This is a genomic window from Sphingopyxis sp. sgz302558 (assembly GCF_057220455.1).
The window spans coordinates 59,396-74,658 of sequence record NZ_JBXPUZ010000001.1 but is presented as its reverse complement, the minus strand read 5'-3'; the positions used below and the strand labels follow the sequence as shown (position 1 = coordinate 74,658).

Sequence of the window (15,263 nt, the reverse complement as noted above, 5' to 3'; positions counted from 1 at the left end):
CGGCAGGTGCGATAGGCTGCGGTTCATGCAGATTTTGCGCGCCCGTGCCTCTGACATTGCGCCGATCGTCGGGTTGGTGCTGGCGCTGCTGGCATTGTCAGCGGGGCTGCCCGCGTTGCTCGCCGCCGCCGCGTTGATCGTCATGGTGCTGGGCGCGGTGCATCACGCCGAAGTTGTCGCGCACCGGGTGGGTGAGCCCTTCGGCACGCTGATCCTGGCGCTGGCGGTGACTATCATCGAGGTCGGGTTGATCATGGCGCTCATGCAGGCGGACCCCCAGGATACCGAGACGCTGGCGCGCGACACGGTGTTTGCCGCCGTCATGGTGATTATCAACCTGCTGATGGGGCTGTGCTTGCTGGTCGGCGCGATCCGCCACCACGAGCAGCGCTTTCAGCGCACGGGGATCGGCGCGGCGCTAGCGACGCTGACGGTGCTGACGGTGGTGACGCTGGTGCTGCCCAATTTCACCTCGAGCGCGCCGGGGCCGCGCTATTCGGAAACACAGCTCGCCTTCGTCGGTGGGGTCTCGCTGATCCTCTATGCCACCTTCGCGCTGGTGCAGACGGTGCGCCACCGCGATTATTTTTTGCCCGACGGCGATGACGAGGACGAAGCCGAAGTTCATGCCGAGCCGCCGACGGCGCGGCGCAGCTGGCTGTCGCTCGGGCTGCTCGTTGCCTGTCTGGTGGCAGTGGTGCTGCTGGCCAAGACCCTGTCGCCCGTTATTGGCGACGCGCTGGAAGCAGCCGGCGCGCCAGCAGCGGTGCTGGGGATAATCATCGCGGCGCTGATCCTCGCCCCGGAGAGCCTGGCCGCAGTCCGCGCGGCGCGCGCCAACCGGCTCCAAACCAGCCTCAATCTGGCTTTGGGGTCGGCGCTGGCGAGTATTGGCCTGACTATCCCGGCGGTGGCGGTGCTGTCGGTCATTACGGGCATGCCGATTGTGCTAGGGCTTGACCGCAAATCGTCGGTGCTGTTGTTTCTGTCGTTAATAGTGGCGTCGCAGACGCTGGCAAACGGGCGAACCACGGTGTTGCAGGGCGTCATTCACCTGATGCTGTTTGCGATTTATCTGTTTACGACCTTCGTGCCTTAGGATCGAGGGGCGCTCACCTCTGCCTTCGTCGTCCTGCACTTGTTTCAGGACAACGCACGACGGTTGGCTTGTTGTCCTGAAGCAAGTTCAGGACGACGAGAAGTCGGGGCTTGGCGCTAAACCTTCCGCACAAACACGCTGCCCGCGCTATAGCCTGCGCCGAAAGAGCAGATGAGGCCGGTATCGCCGGACTTGAGGTCGGCGCTATGCTTGTGGAAGGCGATAATCGAGCCGGCGCTGGAGGTGTTGGCGTAGGTGTCGAGCACGGTCGGACTTTCATCTTCATTGGCTTCATGGCCCAGCACACGCTGCGCGATCAGGCGGTTCATGCCTTGATTGGCCTGATGCAGCCACAACCGGCGCAGCGCCGCAGGATCGAGGTCGAGGGCAGCGGCGTGATCAATGATCATCTCCGCGACCATCGGAACCACTTCCTTGAACACTTTGCGCCCTTCCTGGACGAACAATTTGTCGGTTTTGGGACCGCTCTGGTCGACAGGGCCTTTGCCTTCGGCGCGGTTGAGGAAGCCGAAGTTGTTGCGGATATTGTTGCTGAATTGGGTTTTGAGGCGCGTGCCCAATATGTCCCAATGGCCAGCGGGGGCCATGTCCTTGGCCTCGACAAGGACGGCGGTGGCAACGTCACCGAAGATAAAATGGCTGTCGCGGTCACGCCAGTTAAGGTGGCCCGAAGTAATTTCGGGGTTTACCACCAGCACGCTACGCGCATTGCCGCTGCGAATATAGTCCGCGGCTGTCTGGATACCAAAGGTTGCCGAGGAGCAGGCGACATTCATGTCAAAAGCAAAGCCGCGCTCCATGCCCAGTTCGTGTTGGATTTCGACTGCCATCGCGGGATAGGCGCGCTGCATGTTGGATGCCGCGCACAGGACCGCATCGACGTCGGCGACATCACGGTTCGCCCGCGCGAGCGCATCGCGGCATGCGGCAACGCCGCTTTCCGCCATCAACGAAATCTGGTCATCGTCGCGCTCGGGATAGCGCGGTTCCATGATCGCTGGATTGACAATGGCGCGCTTGTCGATGACGTGCCGCGCCTTGATCCCGCTCGCCTTTTCAATGAACTCGACCGAGCTGTGGGTCAGCTGATCGGCGCCCGGATGCTCGGCGTTGTAGCGGTCGACATAAGCGTTGAAACTGGCGACCAACTCTTCGTTGGTGATGATATCGGGCGGCGTGAACAGGCCGGTGGCTGAAATGACCGGCTGGTGGGTGAAAGTCATGTTGGTCCTGCGACGGTCGGTTTGTTTGGCGGGCTGTTTAGGAGCGTGGCGCAGGGGACGCAATGCTGAACGCTGGCTGCCGCGAGGGTTAACCTGGCTGTAACCACGATGGTGGCAACAAGCGAACAAAGGTATGCATCCGCAGGGATCGTCCATGCGGGGCTGCCAGCGGGAGCCACGTGCATGGCATCGCGGTCCGGGCCACAGACGGGCGACTTGGCCATCGCCGAGATGAAGGAATTCGCCAGCTTTCCGGCGGCGACGCAGCGCTATATTCGCCGCTCGCTCGACATCGGGCTGGAGCGCGACGACGCCATCGCGCGCTGGTCGCGCGACATGGTTGAAGAAACCGCAATCCGCGTGCAGGCGCGTATCTATGCCCGGTTGCCCGACCTTCGCGCCACCATCCCCGACGACAGCGGCCTCGACGCGCTGGAGGCGTTCATGGCGCCGTTGGTGTCCGTCTCGGCTTTCGATCTGGGGCAGGATCGGCTGACCAGTTTCAATGCCTATCGTTTCCTCTATGAACGGCTGCTGGGTGCAGCAGCGCGTCCATGGCTGCCGGGAGCCTTTTGTGCGGCGGCAGCGTTGCCGCATCTGCATCCCGAGCGCCGTCGCGGATTGTTGCAGTCGATCAGCGAGGCGGCGGCGACGGCACCCGGCTGGTCATCGCGCGAACCCAACTTCTATCCCGAATGGGTGGAAAAGATCGACGCGACCAAACCGGCGAATTGAGCTTAGCTGCGCAGATCCGGGGGAAGATGGTCGCGGGCGTAGTCGATCAGCGCGCGCAGCTTGGGCATCACCTGTTTGCGGCTGGGATAATAGAGGAACAGGCCCGCGCTGCTGGCGGCAAATTGGTCAAGTGCGAGTTCGAGTGTGCCTTCGGCAAGTTCGTGCTTGATGATGGGTTCGGCGATCATGCCCAGCGCGACTCCGGTGCGCATCGCCATCATCATGGCAGCAAAGTCATTGACGATCACAGGCCCGCTGATCTGCACTTCCTCTTCGCGGTTGCCGACTTGAAAGGTCCAGGGCATCATTCCGCTGCTGGCAAGGCGTAGGCGGATGCAGCGATGCTGCGCCAGTTCGGCGATGGACTGCGGCTTGCCGAAGCGAGCGAAATAGTCAGGCGTGCCCGCGATCACGAAGCGGAACGGGCCTGACAGGCGCACGGCGATCATGTCGGCTTCCAGCATTTCGCCCATGCGCACGCCGGCGTCGAACCCCCCGGCAGTCAAATCCGACAGAGCGTCATCGGCAAAGATTTCCAGCTCGATATCGGGATATTCATCGATGAAGCCTGCCAGGATCGGTGCAAACAGCGGCTGGATCGCGCCGCGCATCAGGTTGATACGCAGCCGCCCCGCCGCGCGGCCGCCCAGATTGCGCGCGGCTTCATAGGCATCGGTCAGCCCGGCATAGGCGGGTGCAGCGCGCGCATGGAACATTTCGCCCGCTTGGGTCAGGCTGACGCTGCGCGTGGTGCGCATGAACAGCGGCGCGCCCACCCGTGCCTCGAGCGCCTTGATTGTCTGACTAATGGCAGAGGGGGAAACGCCGAGATCGGCGGCGGCAGCGGAGAAGCTTTTGCGCGCCGCGACCCGCAGGAACGCTTCGATACCGTCCAGAGTTCCCTGGGGGATTGTTAAATCCTGCTTCATGGCCTGTTCAGATTATACACCATTGTTGCGGCGCACAAGTCTGCGTATATGAGTTGCACACAGCAACTGAATTCTGTGGCAACGAAATGGAAGGACATAAAATGAACCGCTCTCCCCTCTCCCCCGCCGCTCACCTGTCGTCGGCTTTCGCTCTCGTCGCCGCGGCAACCCTCTCCTTCGCCGGCCTGATGGCAAGCGCCAGCCCGGCGCAGGCCATGAGCTCGACCGATTACCGCTGCACCGGCCTGGTTGATCAGGCCCGCACCGCCGCCCAAGGCGCCGATGCGAAGAAGCAGGGCGACGCCAACCGCCTGATCGCCACCGGCGTCAAGCTGTGCGAAGCCGGTAACGAGCGCGCCGCTGCCAAGCAGTTCCGCGCCGCGCTGAAGATCACCGGCGTCGCCGAACAGACCGACGCGATGCTGGCCCAGCGCTAAGCCATCCATCCCAGCCACTCCCGGCTGAAGATCTGGGGCGGGACTCGCAAGAGTGCCGCCCCTTTTTCGTGCCTGTCACCGGCGACGATATCTGAAGTACCAAACCTCATGGCCATAGACGTTGCGCGCCTTGGCCTCGTAGCGCGTTTCGGGCCAGCCGCCGGGACGGGTCAGAAAATCCTGCGGGCCTTCGCAAAGCCATTCGAATTGGTCGCGGAAGCCGCGCATCACCATCAACGCATGGGCCACATATGTGGGGTGGTCAGTGCCGAAGCGAAACTCACCGCCGGGCTTGAGCTTGTCGGCGATCATCCGCACCGGGCCGGGGTTCATCATCCGCCGCTTGGCGTGGCGTGCCTTGGGCCAAGGGTCAGGATGGAGCAGATAGACAAAGCTGAGCGTCCCGTCGGGGATACGCCGCAGCACCTCCAGCGCGTCGCCATGATGGATGCGGACATTGGCGAGTGGCGGCTTTGTGCCATGGTCGCCCGCAACATGAACCAGTGCCTGCGCGACACCGTTGATGAAGGGCTCGGCTCCGATAAAGCCATGATCAGGCAGCAAGTCGGCGCGCCCCGCCATGTGCTCGCCGCCGCCAAAGCCAATCTCGAAATGCAGCGGGCGGTCAAAGCCGAACAGGCGCTCGGCAGTAACCGGACCATCGACGGGCACCGCGATTTGCGGCAGCAGGCGGTCGACCAGATCGGCCTGCCCCGCGCGCAGCGGCTTGCCCTTGGACCGGCCATAAAGGCGGTTGATGGTCGTGGGGTCGCCAGATTTATGTGCGGTCATCGGCGCTGCCCTGCAACGGAACCGCGCGCCATTCAACCAGCGATCGCCAGAGCCATTCGGCGGGGCCATAGCGATGGCGCAGCAACCACGGGCGCGACCACAGCAACATCGCCAGCATTGGAACCAGCGCGACGGCATAAACGGTGATACGTCCCATCTCGCCCCACAGACCAAGGCCGAAGCTGTAGAAGGTCAGCGCAAAGATGATGCTGGTGGCCAGATAGTTGGTCAGCGCCATGCGCCCGGCGGCGGTCAGTCGCAGGGCAAGCCAGCTCCCAGCCGCGCGGGGCAGCCACACCATGGCGAGCGCGGCCAGCGCCAGGCTGAGCGCCAGGTCGAAGGGCGCGGACCACACCAGCGCGTTGCCAGCTACAATCACCGAGGCAAAATCTTTGGCAAAGGCCCAGCCAGCGAGTGCGGCGAGGGCCGGCAAGCCGATGAGCGCGCCCCATGCCGCGCAGCGCCGCAGCCGCGCTGCGCTCCATCCGCCGGTGAAAAAGCCGCTGCGATAAAGCGCCATGCCGGTCAGGATTTGCGCCAGCGTTATCGGCATGAAGGCTAGCGCGGTGAGCAGCGGCCCCGACCAGTTGGTCAGGCGCCAGGCGATGACATTTGCATAGGGTCCGGTCATCAGCGCGCGCTGGCGCTCGACCATGTCGGGCACTGCGCCGAACAGCCGCTCGATATAGGCAAGCGCGCCGGTCACCGCAGTTTGCCCGGTGAAGGACAGCACCTCCGCCGTCCAGCGCGCAAACAGGGCACCGCCAACGAGCAGGTGCAGCACCATGAACAGCGCAGCCACCTGCCACAACCGCTGCACGGACAGCCCGGCAAAGAGCGGCAACAGCAAACCGCACAGGGCATAGAGGCGTAGTATGTCATTGCTGGCGAGCAGGATGGCGTGGGCCAGCCCGAACAAGAACAGCCAGCCCATGCGGGAATAGTGGCGGGAAACCGGACGACCGCCGAGCAACAGGAGCGCGCTGGCCCCGAACAGCATCGCAAACAAGCCGCGAAATTTGTCTTCCACCAACAGGAAACTGGCGGTCCACACGCCCATGCTGGCAGGGTCGGTACCACCATAGGCGAGCGGGTTGAAATAGGCGGCGCCGGGCATGGCAAAGGCGAAGACGTTCATCAGCGCAATGCCCATCACCGCGATGCCGCGCACGGCGTCGATTTCGGCTATGCGTGCAGCAGGGTTCGGCTGGGTGGTCACGCGTGTAGCGCTAAACACCCTCCGCGAAGCGGGCAAGCCGCCTTCAGGCGAGCGCGGCCTTCAGCTTATCGACCAAATCGGTACGCTCCCATGGGAAGGCATCGCCCGCCGCTTGCCGCCCGAAATGGCCATAGGCGGCGGTCTGGCGATAGATGGGCTTGTTGAGACCGAGGTGGGTGCGGATGCCGCGCGGGGTGAGGCGGACAAGCGTCGGCAGCACGGCCTCGAGCGCGCCTTCGTCCACCGTGCCGGTGCCATGCAGGTCGACATAGACCGACAGCGGCTCGGCCACACCAATCGCGTAGCTCAATTGGATGGTGCAGCGGCGCGCGAGACCCGCGGCGACGATATTCTTGGCAAGATAGCGGGTGATATAGGCCGCCGAGCGGTCGACCTTGGTCGGGTCTTTGCCCGAAAATGCGCCGCCGCCGTGGGGCGAAGCGCCGCCATAGGTATCGACGATAATCTTGCGCCCCGTCAGGCCCGCGTCGCCATCGGGCCCGCCGATCTCGAAGCAGCCGGTCGGGTTGATGTGATAGACGGTGTTGTCGGTGAGCAATTCGGCGGGCAGGACGTCGGCGATGACGCCCTTCACATAGTCGCGCAGCTGGGCATATTTCGCCTCGTCGCCCGCACCATTGTGCCAATAATAATCTTTGGCGTGCTGGGTGGAGACAACAATCGCGGTTGCCTCAACCGGGCGCTCGTTGGCGTAGCGCAAAGTTACCTGGCTCTTGGCGTCGGGTTCGAGGAAGGGGGCCGCGCCCGATTTGCGATCGCGCGCCATGCGCTCGAGGATCTTGTGGCTGTAATCGAGCGTCGCCGGCATCAGGTCGGGGGTTTCGTCGGACGCATAGCCGAACATGATACCCTGATCGCCCGCGCCCTCGTCCTTCGTCTCACTGGCATCGACACCCTGCGCGATGTGGGCGGACTGCGGGTGGAGGTTGTTTTCGAAGCGGAAGCTTTCCCAGTGGAAGCCATCCTGCTCGTAACCGATTTCGCGCACGGTGCGGCGGACGGTGGCTTCGACCTCTTCAGGAACGCCGGGAGCCCAATTGCCATCCTCGTCCATGATACCTTTGCCGCGGATTTCGCCTGCCAGCACGACCAGCTGCGTCGTCGTCAGCGTTTCGCAGGCGACGCGTGCCTCGGGGTCTTTCGACAGGAACAGATCGACGATGCTGTCCGAAATCTGGTCGGCGACCTTGTCGGGGTGGCCCTCGGACACGGATTCGGAGGTGAAGAGGAAGCTGTTGCGCATGGGAAGTGTCTCTAGCGGAAAGGGATATAAAGAAATGTTTATGTCCGCGCCCCGTTAGCGCCGCGCGCGGCCCGATGCAATGGCGAAGGCGAGCAGCAGGCCCGCGAAAAGCAGCGGCAATATATTGCCGTAGCGCGCGAAGAGCGTGGGCTCGTGCGGCGGCGGCAGACGCGTGTCGATGCGGCCCGCGACGCCCATGGGGAGCGATTCGCGGATGCGCCCATCGGCGTCGATGACCGCGCTGATGCCTGTGGGGGTGGCGCGGATGACGGGCAGGCCCTCCTCGATTGCGCGCAGCCGGGCTTGGGCGAGGTGCTGCGGCGGGCCCCAACTGCCGAACCAGGCATCGTTCGACGGGTTGAAAATGAAGGCCGGGCGATTGGCGCGGTCGACCACTTGACCCGAGAAGATGATTTCATAGCAGACCTGGACGCCGACCTTGCCGAACCGGCCAAGGTCGATGGTGCGGGGGCCGGGGCCGGGCCAGAAATCCAGATCGCCGGGGGCGAGGCGCGACAGGCCGATGGCCGACAGGACCGGGCGCATGGGGAGGTATTCGCCGTAGGGGACGAGGTGTGCCTTGTCGTAGCGCGGGCCGAGGCGGCCGGTGGCGTCGATGGTCATCACCGCATTGCGCGCGCCGACAACCTCGCCCGTTTTGTCGAGTTCCAGCTTGAGCGCGCCGAGCAGCATGATGTCGTTGGGGTTCATGAGGTCGGTGATGCGCGCGCGTGCGGCGGCGGGAGAGCGGTCGTAATAGACAAAGGGGTAGCCGGTTTCGAGATAGTCGGGGATCGCCGCCTCGGGCCACAGGATGAGGCGCGGTTCGTCGGTACGCGGTGTGGTCAGGCGGGCGAGTTTGGCGAAATTGGTGTCGGCCTTTTCGCCGACCCATTTGTCCTGTTGGCCGACATTGGGTTGGACGACGGTTATGGGGGTCGAGCGTTGGCTTGCAGTTGGCCTGCTCCAATTCTCATCGACTATGGCGAATAGTGGGATCAGGAAGATGGCCGCCAAAATCCACCAGCATCCAACTAAAGAGGCGCGATTACCTCCAAAATGATTCTCGGCGCTTCGGTTCGCAAGTTTTCTAACCGCTGGCAGGAAAGCCAAAAAAAGCGCGATATACAAGATCCAAAGCCCGCTCACGCCATAAGTGCCGAGGTATTCGATCCCTCCTTTTCCGACTAATGGTGCCCCATCGGGACTGATCGCGCTGAGTGGATTCCACGCAAAGCCCGTGAAGACCCAGCTGCGCAGCCATTCGGTGACGATCCATGTCGCGGCGAAGGCGAGGGTGAGGGGGAGTATTAGCCCCTCCCCTTCAGGGGAGGGGTTGGGGTGGGGATTGTCGGTCTGGGGCATTGCGGGGGTGACACGCCCCACCCCTCCGCCGCTTCGCGACTCCTCCCCTCCCCTGAAGGGGAGGGGCTTGTGCGTAACCACCCACGCCCCCCATGTCGCCAGCGCTGGATAGACCGCCAGGTACAGCGCCAGCAGCAGCACCGCGATCCATCCCAGCCAGGCGGGCATGGCCGCCTGATAGGTGAAGGCGGTCGCGATCCAGTTGAGGCCAAGGGTGAAGTGTCCGACGCCGAAGGCCCAGCCGAGGGTGAAGGCGCGGCGCTGGGTCGGCGCTTCGGCGATTTGCAGGATGAGCAGCGCGAGCGCGATCAGCGTGACGGGCCACAGGCCCAGCGGGGCGAAGCCGCTCGCCGAGGCAAGGCCGAGGAGGAGGGCGGTGGTTTTGGGCCATGTGCGGGCAAGCGCGATGGTCTGGCGGGCGATGCGGGAGAGGGCGTCCTTCACGGGCGCGGGCATAGCGGGGTCGGAGGGCAAGCCCAAGCCCAGATATTTCGTCGTCCCGGACTTGATCCGGGACAACGAGCGGACTGTGGCTTGTTGTCCCGGATCAAGTCCGGGACGACGAGAGGGAGAGTGATAGACGAAGGGGGAGGGACGAGATAAACGCCGTTACATGCCGCTCCGCCCATTTCACCTCGCCTTCCCCGTCGATGACCTCTCCGCCGCGCGCGATTTTTATGGGCGGATCATTGGCTGTGCCGAGGGGCGGTCGTCGGACCGTTGGGTCGATTTTGATTTTTTCGGCCACCAGATTGTTACCCATCTGGTGGCGCGCAGCAGTGATGCGGGCAGCAATCCGGTGGACGGGCATAATGTACCGGTGCCGCATTTCGGGCTGGTGCTGACGATGGATGATTTCGATGCGCTGGCGGCGCGTTTCGAAGATGCAGGAGTCGAATTCGGAATTGCGCCTTACACGCGCTTCGCGGGCGAGGCGGGCGAACAGAAGACGATGTTTGTCCGCGATCCGGCGGGCAATGCGCTGGAGTTCAAAGCGTTTGCCGATGATGCAATGCTGTTTGCGACCTAAAGGTCAGGTCAGAGCATATATTTCATCTTGATGGTCTGTGCGGTCTCGCCGGTGACCTTGAAGCTCGCAGAACTGAATTTCGGCGCACCCATGCCGATGGCGGGATTGCGTGAAAAGCCAAAGCCTTCGCGCGGCAGGAACAGGCGCATGTCCATTTTGTTGTTGGCGTTTTCGTCGTGCACCAGCGCGATGGCATAGGTGCCGGGACCGGGGGCGGCGATGCTGAAGCGCGCTGCATGGTCGCCGTCGACCGCCATGCGCACCGCTTTTTTGTCATCGGTGCAATCGGGAAATTGCTTGGGATTGGCGGTGAGGCAGACAAGCACCTGCCCTTTGGTGCTGCGCAGGTTGGTCAGGCTGACATCAACCGACACCGCCGGAAGGCTCGCGCCGCCCAGCACCAGCGCCGAAGCTGCCAAGGCCGATATCCGTGCCGCAGATTTTGTCCCAGACCCTGAAATATAGCCCATAATTCCCCCGATAGGCTGAGTGATGTTTTTCATGATGCGTTGCGGTTATCAACCATTTCCCTAACGGCCCGTGAACCAGCCATTTCGGAAACATTTCCCACCCCATATGGTTGGCGATGCCCATCACGGTCATGATCGTCAAGACTAGCCCCAGCATAGGGGCATAGATTGGCACAAGAAACACCAAGGCCGGGATGACAATCGCGCCTGTCACCGCCTCTATAGGGTGAAAGCTCATTGCCGCCCAGGCGGTGGGCGGGCGGCTTTCATGGTGGACGGCGTGGGCGATGCGGAACCAGCGCGGGCGGTGCATCCAACGGTGCGTCCAGTAAAACCAGCTGTCGTGCAGGAAGAGGTATAAGAGCAAACTGACCGGCAACCACCACAGCGGATAATCGGCTACGTCGGTGTATATCCGCGTCCAGCCATGCTGCTGCCAGCCCCAGGCGACGATACCGGCGGGCACGCCGTAAATGGCGGCGCTCGCCAAGCTCCAGCCAACCTCGCGGCGGATTTGCCGGTCGAGCCCGGCATAAAGGCCCGGGCGCAGCCGCGCGGTAATCCACGCGAACGCGCCGCTGGTCACGAGATAGCGGACCCCGACGATGAGGGTCATGGCAAGTGCAGAGAGGAACAGACTGTCCATGGCGCGTGCTTAGCCCGTTCGCTTTGCCGCTGCCAAGCGGCATTGCACGATGGGCCGTGGTCGGGCCGCGATGAATGCTGGAACGTCCACACGGCGCCGCCGTTGGTTAGGGGCGTCCACCATCCCCCGGACGCCGACATCAGGAGATTTGTTATGCGTAAAGCCCTGACTTTGCGGGCGCTTCCGCTCGCCTTTGGCACGGCTCTGATCGCCGCTAGCGGCGCGTCGGCCCATTATCAGGCAGTCCCCGCAGCTGCCGCAAAGCCGCGCCCGGCAGCCAACATCGTCGACATTGCTGTCGCCAACGCGGCCTTTTCAACGCTGGTCACTGCGGTGAAAGCTGCAGATCTGGTCGCGCCGCTGTCAGCCCCCGGCCCGATTACGGTGTTCGCGCCGACCAACGATGCCTTTGCCAAGCTGCCCGCCGGGACAGTCGACACGTTGGTCAAGCCGGAAAACAAGGCGGCGCTGACGGGCGTGCTGACCTATCATGTTGTCGCAGGCGAGGTGACGTCGGCCAAGCTGGCTGAGCAAATTGCGGCAGGCGGCGGCAGCGCCAAGCTGAAGACGCTGGCGGGCGGTACGCTGACCGCCAGCATGGAGGGCGATGCGGTCGTCCTGACCGACGCAAAGGGCGGCAAATCGCGCGTGGTGGTAGCCGATGTGCTCGCCGCCAATGGCGTGATCCACGCCATCGATACGGTGGTGATGCCGTCCTAAGCCTTTTGCCCGCCCGGCATGGGGCCGGGCGGGCTGTTCGTGCCGTCGCCCAGTGTGCGCTGCATATAGATGGTGTCGAGCCAGCGGCCGTGCTTCCAGCCCATACCGGCGAGACGGCCGGCATGGGCAAAGCCGCATGCCCCATGGAGCGCGACCGAGGCAGGCTCGGCCCCGCCGATGACAGCGACCATGGTACGGAAACCTGCTGCTTCAGCGGCATCAACCAGCGCGATCAGCAGCGCTTTGCCGACGCCCTGCCCCTGATAGTCGGGGTGGATATAGACGCTATCCTCGCACGCCCAGGCATAGGCAGCGCGCGGGCGGAACTGGCTGGCGTAGGCATAGCCTGCCACGGCTCCATCGTTCACGGCGACAAGGAAGGGCCAGCCGCGTTGGAAATGGTCGCTAACCAGCCGTACGGTTGCGTCGACGGTGCGCGCTTCGGTGTCATAGCTCGCCGTGCCGTGCGCGACATGGTGCGCATAGATGGCGGCGATGGCTTGGGCATCAGCAGGGGTGGCGGGGCGGACAATCACATATTTCGTCATGCTGAACTTGTTTCAGCATAACAAGCCCCTGCCGCTTGTTGTCCCGGATCAAGTCCGGGACGACGATAAGGTGGAAGGGCGCGCAATCCGCTTTCCCTGGGGCCAGCAACATCGTAGGGCGCGTGGCGATGAATGCACCTGCCGATCTCCGCTGTGACATTGCCATCGTCGGCGGCGGGCTGGCGGGGGGACTCGCGGCGCTGGCGCTGGCGCGGCAGAGGCCCGACCTGGACGTGCGGCTGATCGAAAGCGGGAACATTGGCGGCAATCATGTCTGGTCGTGGTTCGACAGCGATATTGCGCCCGAACATCGCTGGATATTGGAGCCGCTCGAAGCGCATCACTGGGACGATTATGACATTATTTTTCCCGCGCACCGGCGCACGCTGAAAACCGGCTATAACAGCACCAGCGGTACGGCGCTGAACGCTGCCGTGCGCGCGGCGCTGGCGGAGGGGCGGATCATAGGGGTCAAGGCCGCGGCGCTGGAGCCCGACCGGCTGGTGCTGGCCGACCAACGCAGCTTTGCCGCGCGCCATGTGCTTGACGCGCGCGGCAGTGGCGATTTTTCGATGCTCGACTGCGGCTGGCAGAAATTTTTGGGCCAGCGATTGACGGTCGCGGGCGGGCACGGGCTGGCGCGCCCGATTGTGATGGATGCGACGGTGGACCAATTGGATGGCTATCGCTTTGTCTATTGCCTGCCCTTTGATGCCGAGACGGTGTTTGTCGAGGACACCTATTACGCCGACACGCGCGAAGTGGACCCGCCGCGGTTGCGCCTGCGCATTGGCGATTATGCGGCAGCCAAGGGTTGGCAAGTAACCGCGATTGATGGCGAGGAAATGGGCGCATTGCCGGTCGTCATGGGGGGCGATTTCGAACAGCTGTGGCCTGCTGACGATGGCATTGCCCGCATCGGCGTGCGCGCGGGCGTGTTCCAAGCAACCACCGGTTATTCGCTGCCCGATGCGGTGCGTTTTGCTGCCTTTCTTGTCGAGAATATCGATGTGCCTGACCTGCCGCAGCAGCTGCGCGCTTTTGCGGTCGAGGCGTGGCGGCGGCAGCGTTTCTATCGCATGCTCGACACTATGTTGTTCCGCGCGGGGGAACCGGCGGAACGCTATCGCATCTTGCAGCGTTTCTACCGCTTGCGTCCCCGGTTGATTGAGCGATTTTATGCCGGGAAATCCACGACGGCCGACAAGCTGCGCATCTTGTCCGGCAAACCTCCGGTGCCGTTCTGGCGCGCGGTCAATTTGGTCAGGGGTATGGAATGGCTGTGAAGCGCAGCGCGATTGTGATCGGGTCGGGCTTTGGGGGGCTGGCATTGGCCATCCGCCTGCAATCGGCGGGGGTGGCCACGACGATTGTCGAGGCGCGCGACAAGCCCGGCGGGCGCGCTTATTATTGGGACCGGCAGGGCTTTCGCTTCGACGCCGGGCCGACGGTGGTGACCGATCCGCCGTGCCTGAAAGAGCTGTGGGAGCTGTCGGGCAGCGACATGGCCGCCGATGTGACGCTAGACCCGGTGATGCCATTTTACCGGCTCAACTGGCCAGACGGCACAAATTTCGATTATTCGAACGACGAGGCCGCGCTCGCCAAGGAAATTGCCAAGCTCAACCCCGATGATGTCGCGGGGTACGAGCGCTTCCTCGATTATTCGAAGGGCGTTTATGAGGAAGGCTATATCAAGCTTGGCTCGGCAGCGTTTCTGGATTTCGCCTCGATGCTGAAGGCCGCGCCCGCACTGATGAAATATCAGGCTTGGCGCAGCGTTTATTCGATCGTGTCGAGCTATGTGAAAAACGAGAAGTTGCGCGAGGCTTTGTCGTTTCACACGCTGCTTGTCGGTGGGAATCCCATGAATACCAGCGCCATTTATGCGCTGATCCACACCATCGAAAAGGACGGCGGCGTGTGGTTTGCGCGCGGCGGGACCAACCGGCTGGTGGCAGGGATGGTGGCGCTGTTCGAGCGGCTGGGCGGGACCATCCGGCTCGATGATCCGGTGACCGAAATCACGACGAGCGGCGATAAGGCGACGGGGGTGAAAACCGCAAGCGGCTGGCACGGGCGTGCCGACATGGTCGCATCGAACGGCGACATGATGCACAATTATGCCGCGCTGCTGAAAGGCCACCCGCGCGGGACCAAAGCAGCGAAGGGGCTAGCACGCAAACGCTGGTCGCCGTCGCTGTTCGTGCTGCACATGGGGGTGAAGGGCGACTATCCCGATGTCGCACACCACAGCATCATCTTTGGCCCGAGGTACAAGGGACTGCTGGACGATATCTATAAGAATGGCGTGGTGGCCGATGATTTCTCGCTTTACCTCCACCATCCCAGCGCGACCGATAAGTCGCTGGCTCCGGAGGGCTATTCCACCTTTTATGTGCTTGCACCGGTCGCGCACATGGGCAAGGCCAAGGTTGATTGGGACGGTGCCTTTGGCGAGCAATTTGCCGATGCGATCATCGACGAGCTGGAACGGCGGATGGTCCCGGGTCTGCGCGCGAATATGGCGACGCGGTTCCATTATACCCCCGCCGATTTCGGGCGCGATTTGAATGCGCATCTGGGCAGCGCGTTCAGCCTGGAGCCGGTGCTGTGGCAATCGGCCTATTTCCGCGCGCACAACCGCGACGATGTGATCGACAATCTCTATTTCGTCGGCGCAGGCACGCATCCGGGCGCGGGCATTCCGGGCGTGGTGGGGAGCGCGAAGGCGACGGCCAAGTTGATGTTGGAGGGCGTTTGAT

The 15,263-nt window shown here is 63.3% G+C and carries 16 protein-coding genes; 7 read left to right on the top strand and 9 right to left on the bottom strand.

The features are described from left to right. The first annotated feature begins 25 nt into the window (after nt 1-25). Nucleotides 26-1,099 (top strand): calcium:cation antiporter, encoded by a 1,074-nt coding sequence (locus AC2TC0_RS00390; RefSeq protein WP_484715510.1) that lies wholly within the window; start codon nt 26-28, stop codon nt 1,097-1,099. 116 nt (nt 1,100-1,215) lie between these two features. Here AC2TC0_RS00390 and AC2TC0_RS00385 read toward each other — a convergent pair whose 3' ends face one another. After that, nucleotides 1,216-2,343: a beta-ketoacyl-ACP synthase III gene (locus AC2TC0_RS00385; RefSeq protein ID WP_484715509.1), complete on the bottom strand. Its 1,128-nt coding sequence runs from the start codon at nt 2,341-2,343 to the stop codon at nt 1,216-1,218. Nucleotides 2,344-2,526: 183 nt separating this feature from the next. Here AC2TC0_RS00385 and AC2TC0_RS00380 point away from each other — a divergent pair, with 183 nt between their 5' ends. Then, a complete protein-coding gene (locus AC2TC0_RS00380) occupies nt 2,527-3,078 on the top strand; it encodes a hypothetical protein (RefSeq protein WP_484715508.1) in 552 nt (183 codons plus the stop codon). A gap of 2 nt (nt 3,079-3,080) precedes the next feature. Here the strand turns inward: AC2TC0_RS00380 and AC2TC0_RS00375 are convergent, their stop codons facing one another. Then, complete coding sequence (locus AC2TC0_RS00375; protein ID WP_484715507.1) at nt 3,081-4,007, bottom strand: LysR family transcriptional regulator; 927 nt, start codon at nt 4,005-4,007, stop codon at nt 3,081-3,083. A 101-nt stretch (nt 4,008-4,108) separates the two neighbouring features. Here AC2TC0_RS00375 and AC2TC0_RS00370 point away from each other — a divergent pair, with 101 nt between their 5' ends. After that, the gene (locus tag AC2TC0_RS00370; protein ID WP_484715506.1) at nt 4,109-4,444 is read left to right on the top strand and encodes a hypothetical protein; all 336 of its coding nucleotides are present in this window, start codon (nt 4,109-4,111) and stop codon (nt 4,442-4,444) included. A gap of 75 nt (nt 4,445-4,519) precedes the next feature. On the opposite strand, the gene trmB is transcribed toward AC2TC0_RS00370, so the two are convergent. From trmB to lnt, 4 genes are read right to left on the bottom strand one after another with little or no spacing between them, the layout of a single operon-like run. After that, entirely contained in the window at nt 4,520-5,236 is a 717-nt protein-coding gene (gene trmB / locus AC2TC0_RS00365) for a tRNA (guanine(46)-N(7))-methyltransferase TrmB (protein WP_484715505.1), read from the bottom strand. After that, nucleotides 5,223-6,455 (bottom strand): DUF418 domain-containing protein, encoded by a 1,233-nt coding sequence (locus AC2TC0_RS00360; RefSeq protein WP_484715504.1) that lies wholly within the window; start codon nt 6,453-6,455, stop codon nt 5,223-5,225. The genes trmB and AC2TC0_RS00360 overlap by 14 nt, the downstream gene beginning before the upstream one ends. A 43-nt stretch (nt 6,456-6,498) precedes the next feature. After that, nucleotides 6,499-7,719 (bottom strand): methionine adenosyltransferase, encoded by a 1,221-nt coding sequence (gene metK / locus AC2TC0_RS00355; protein ID WP_484715503.1) that lies wholly within the window; start codon nt 7,717-7,719, stop codon nt 6,499-6,501. 54 nt (nt 7,720-7,773) lie between these two features. Then, nucleotides 7,774-9,540, bottom strand: coding sequence for an apolipoprotein N-acyltransferase (lnt, locus tag AC2TC0_RS00350; protein WP_484715502.1), 1,767 nt, complete (start codon nt 9,538-9,540; stop codon nt 7,774-7,776). A 157-nt stretch (nt 9,541-9,697) separates the two neighbouring features. On the opposite strand from lnt, the gene AC2TC0_RS00345 reads away from it, so the two are divergent. After that, the gene (locus AC2TC0_RS00345) at nt 9,698-10,114 is read left to right on the top strand and encodes a VOC family protein (RefSeq protein WP_484715501.1); all 417 of its coding nucleotides are present in this window, start codon (nt 9,698-9,700) and stop codon (nt 10,112-10,114) included. Between the two features lie 8 nt (nt 10,115-10,122). Here the strand turns inward: AC2TC0_RS00345 and AC2TC0_RS00340 are convergent, their stop codons facing one another. Continuing rightward, nucleotides 10,123-10,533 carry a DUF2141 domain-containing protein gene (locus AC2TC0_RS00340; RefSeq protein WP_484715500.1) on the bottom strand — a complete coding sequence of 137 codons (411 nt, stop codon included), beginning with the start codon at nt 10,531-10,533 and terminating at the stop codon, nt 10,123-10,125. Further along, nucleotides 10,478-11,230, bottom strand: coding sequence for a sterol desaturase family protein (locus AC2TC0_RS00335; RefSeq protein ID WP_484715499.1), 753 nt, complete (start codon nt 11,228-11,230; stop codon nt 10,478-10,480). The genes AC2TC0_RS00340 and AC2TC0_RS00335 overlap by 56 nt, the downstream gene beginning before the upstream one ends. Before the next feature lie 153 nt (nt 11,231-11,383). Between AC2TC0_RS00335 and AC2TC0_RS00330 the strand changes: the two genes are divergently transcribed. Beyond that, nucleotides 11,384-11,950, top strand: a complete 567-nt coding sequence (locus AC2TC0_RS00330; protein WP_484715498.1) for a fasciclin domain-containing protein — start codon at nt 11,384-11,386, stop codon at nt 11,948-11,950. On the opposite strand, the gene AC2TC0_RS00325 is transcribed toward AC2TC0_RS00330, so the two are convergent. Further along, nucleotides 11,947-12,498 (bottom strand): GNAT family N-acetyltransferase, encoded by a 552-nt coding sequence (locus AC2TC0_RS00325; RefSeq protein ID WP_484715497.1) that lies wholly within the window; start codon nt 12,496-12,498, stop codon nt 11,947-11,949. The two genes, AC2TC0_RS00330 and AC2TC0_RS00325, sit on opposite strands and share 4 nt — an antisense overlap. Before the next feature lie 128 nt (nt 12,499-12,626). On the opposite strand from AC2TC0_RS00325, the gene crtY reads away from it, so the two are divergent. Beyond that, on the top strand, nt 12,627-13,784 hold the full coding sequence (gene crtY / locus AC2TC0_RS00320; protein WP_484715496.1) for a lycopene beta-cyclase CrtY: 1,158 nt from the start codon (nt 12,627-12,629) through the stop codon (nt 13,782-13,784). Further along, complete coding sequence (locus AC2TC0_RS00315; RefSeq protein WP_484716445.1) at nt 13,781-15,262, top strand: phytoene desaturase; 1,482 nt, start codon at nt 13,781-13,783, stop codon at nt 15,260-15,262. The genes crtY and AC2TC0_RS00315 overlap by 4 nt, the downstream gene beginning before the upstream one ends. The last annotated feature ends 1 nt before the right edge of the window (nt 15,263 follow it).

Coding starts and splice junctions, on each gene's coding strand:
- AC2TC0_RS00390 (WP_484715510.1), top strand. CDS start 26: ATGCAGATTTTGCGCGCCCGTGCCTCTGACATTGCGCCGATCGTCGGG.
- AC2TC0_RS00385 (WP_484715509.1), bottom strand. CDS start 2,343: ATGACTTTCACCCACCAGCCGGTCATTTCAGCCACCGGCCTGTTCACG.
- AC2TC0_RS00380 (WP_484715508.1), top strand. CDS start 2,527: ATGGCATCGCGGTCCGGGCCACAGACGGGCGACTTGGCCATCGCCGAG.
- AC2TC0_RS00375 (WP_484715507.1), bottom strand. CDS start 4,007: ATGAAGCAGGATTTAACAATCCCCCAGGGAACTCTGGACGGTATCGAA.
- AC2TC0_RS00370 (WP_484715506.1), top strand. CDS start 4,109: ATGAACCGCTCTCCCCTCTCCCCCGCCGCTCACCTGTCGTCGGCTTTC.
- trmB (WP_484715505.1), bottom strand. CDS start 5,236: ATGACCGCACATAAATCTGGCGACCCCACGACCATCAACCGCCTTTAT.
- metK (WP_484715503.1), bottom strand. CDS start 7,719: ATGCGCAACAGCTTCCTCTTCACCTCCGAATCCGTGTCCGAGGGCCAC.
- lnt (WP_484715502.1), bottom strand. CDS start 9,540: ATGCCCGCGCCCGTGAAGGACGCCCTCTCCCGCATCGCCCGCCAGACC.
- AC2TC0_RS00345 (WP_484715501.1), top strand. CDS start 9,698: ATGCCGCTCCGCCCATTTCACCTCGCCTTCCCCGTCGATGACCTCTCC.
- AC2TC0_RS00335 (WP_484715499.1), bottom strand. CDS start 11,230: ATGGACAGTCTGTTCCTCTCTGCACTTGCCATGACCCTCATCGTCGGG.
- AC2TC0_RS00330 (WP_484715498.1), top strand. CDS start 11,384: ATGCGTAAAGCCCTGACTTTGCGGGCGCTTCCGCTCGCCTTTGGCACG.
- AC2TC0_RS00325 (WP_484715497.1), bottom strand. CDS start 12,498: ATGACGAAATATGTGATTGTCCGCCCCGCCACCCCTGCTGATGCCCAA.
- crtY (WP_484715496.1), top strand. CDS start 12,627: ATGAATGCACCTGCCGATCTCCGCTGTGACATTGCCATCGTCGGCGGC.